Here is a 2,718-nt window from a genome sequence, read left to right on the forward strand (position 1 = left end):
TCGCGCGGCGGCTGGTGGAGCGTCATGGCGTACGGGATCTGCTGCTCGTCTCCAGGCGCGGCCCGGACGCGCCCGGCGCGGGCGGGCTGGCCGATGACCTGGGCGCGCTCGGCGCGCGGGTCGCTGTCGTCGCGTGCGACGTCGCCGACCGGGACGCGCTGGCCGCCGCGCTCGCGCTCGTCCCGCCCGACCGGCCGCTGACCGGCGTCGTGCACACCGCCGGCGTCCTGGACGACGCGACCGTCGAGCAGATGGACGGTGACCGCCTCGACACCGTGTTCGCGCCCAAGGCCGACGCCGCCTGGCACCTGCACGAACTCACCCGCGACCTGCCGCTGTCGGCCTTCGTGCTGTTCTCCTCGCTGGCCGGGACGCTCGGCAACGCCGGGCAGGGCAACTACGCCGCCGCGAACACGTTCCTGGACGCCCTCGCCGCGCACCGCCGCGAGGCCGGCCTGCCGGGCGTGTCGATCGCCTGGGGCCTGTGGGACGCCGGCAGCGGGATGACCGGCGGGCTCACCCACGGCGACGTGGCCAGGATGGCCCGCTCGGGCGTCGCCCCGCTCACCGCCGAAGCCGGCCTGGACCTGTTCGACGCCGCCCTCGGCAGCGCCGAACCGCTGGTCGTCGCCACCGGCTGGGACACCGGCGGGCTGCACGCCCGCGCCGAACTGGGCGACCTGCCACCCATGCTGCTCGGCCTGGTCCGGGCCCCGCGCCGGCAGGCCGCGTCGGGCGGCGCCTCGTCCGCGCCCGTCGGCGGCGACCTGCGGGGACGGCTGGCCGGAGTGCCCGAGACCGAGGCCAGGCGGCTGCTCACCGACCTCGTCCGCGGCCACGTCGCCGCCGTGCTCGCGCACGGCAGCGCCGCCGGGATCGACGTGGACCGGGCGTTCAACGAGCTCGGCTTCGACTCCCTGACCGCCGTCGAGCTCCGCAACCGGCTCAACGCGGAGACCGGCCTGCGGCTGCCCGCGACGCTCGTCTTCGACCACCCGACCGTCACCGCGCTGACCGGCTACCTGTTCAGGCACCTCGCCCCCGCCCCGCCCTCGCCCGAGGAGACGCTGCGAGGCGCGCTGGAGCGGGTCGAGGCCGAGCTCGGCTCCCTCAACGGTGAGGCGGACGCGGTCAGGAACAAGCTCGTCGCCATCCTCCAGACCGGCCTGACCAGGCTCGCGCCCGGCCCGGCCACCGCGACGGAAGTGGTGGCGAAGATCGGCTCGGCGTCCGACGAAGAGATCTTCGCGCTGATCGACAACGAGCTCTGACCACCGTCCCGACCACCCCTCCCGCTACTGGAAAGGCTCGACAGATGGGGAACGAGGAAAAACTCCGCGCCTACCTCAAGCGTGTGACCGTCGAACTGACCCAGACGCGCCGCCTGCTCGCCGCAGCCGAGGACCGGACCCACGAACCGATCGCGATCATCGGCATGGCGTGCCGCTACCCCGGCGGAGGCGAAACGGTCGAGGGGTACTGGGACATGCTGTCGCAGGGCCGCAGCGGGGTCTCCGAGGTGCCGCCCTCGCGCTGGAACATCGACGACTACTACGACCCCGACCCGCGCACCCCGGCCGCCATGTACACCAGGCACGGCGCGTTCCTGCCGGAGATCACCACCTGGGACGCCGAGTTCTTCGGCCTGTCCCCGCGCGAGGCGGTCCGCATCGACCCGCACCATCGACTGCTGCTGGAGCTGACCTGGGAGGGCCTGGAGGACGCCGGCGCCTCCCCGGCCCGGGTGGCGGGCAGCCGCACCGCCGTGATCATCGGGCTGATGGACACCCTCCAGTACGGCCGTCTCCAGCTCGAACGCCAGGGCCGGGACGCGCTGGCCGACCCGTACCTGGCCTCGGGAGTGTCCGCCAGCGTCGCCGCCGGGCGGATCGCCTACCAGTTCAACCTGTCGGGCCCCACGCTCACGGTCGACACCGCCTGCTCGTCGTCGCTGATCGCGGTGCACCTGGCCGCCGAGAGCCTGCGGCGCGGCGACTGCGACCTGGCCATCGCGGCCGGGGCGTCGCTGACCATCCACCCCACCAACTTCATCCAGGCCTGCGCCGGCGGGATGCTCTGCCCGGACGGCAGGTGCAAGACGTTCGACGAGGGCGCCGACGGCTACGTGATGGGGGAGGGCGCCGGCCTGGTCGTGCTCGAACCGCTCTCCAAGGCGATCGCGAACGGCCGCCGCATCCGGGCCGTGCTGCGCGGCTCGGCCGTCAACCAGGACGGACGCAGCAACGGCCTCACCGCCCCCAGCCGCAGCGCCCAGGTCGCGGTGATCAACAGCGCGCTGGCCGCCGCCGGGGTGTCGCCCGACGACGTCGACCACGTCGAGGCGCACGGCTCCGGCACCCACCTCGGCGACGCGATCGAGCTCGGCGCCCTGCACGACGTCTTCGGCGGCCGGTCCGCCGAACGCCCCCTGCGGGTCGGCGCGGTCAAGACCAACATCGGCCACACCCAGGCCGCCGCCGGCGTCGCCGGGCTGATCAAGTCGGTGCTGATCCTGGAGAACCGGCTCATTCCCCAGACCCTCAACCTGACCCGGCCGTCCCCGGCCGTCCCGGCGGACGGCTCGATCCAGCCGGCCGCCGACGCGGTGCCGCTGCCCGGCGAGGGCACGCCGCGCCTGGTCGGAGTCAGTTCGTTCGGCCTGTCCGGCACCAACGCCCACCTGGTGCTCGAATCCGCGCCGCCGCCCGCGCCGGCGAC

General features: G+C 74.4%; 2 protein-coding genes. Both read left to right on the forward strand.

The annotated features are described in order from the left end of the window. On the forward strand, positions 1-1,271 hold a 1,271-nt coding region (locus tag FDA94_RS38830), incomplete at its 5' end, for a type I polyketide synthase (RefSeq protein ID WP_137252007.1). Between the two features lie 44 nt (positions 1,272-1,315). Next, a partial coding sequence (locus tag FDA94_RS38835) for a beta-ketoacyl synthase N-terminal-like domain-containing protein (RefSeq protein WP_170991328.1) occupies positions 1,316-2,718 on the forward strand: 1,403 nt, incomplete at its 3' end.

The sequence above is a fragment of the Herbidospora galbida genome, assembly GCF_005233835.1.
Taxonomy (GTDB): domain Bacteria; phylum Actinomycetota; class Actinomycetes; order Streptosporangiales; family Streptosporangiaceae; genus Herbidospora; species Herbidospora galbida.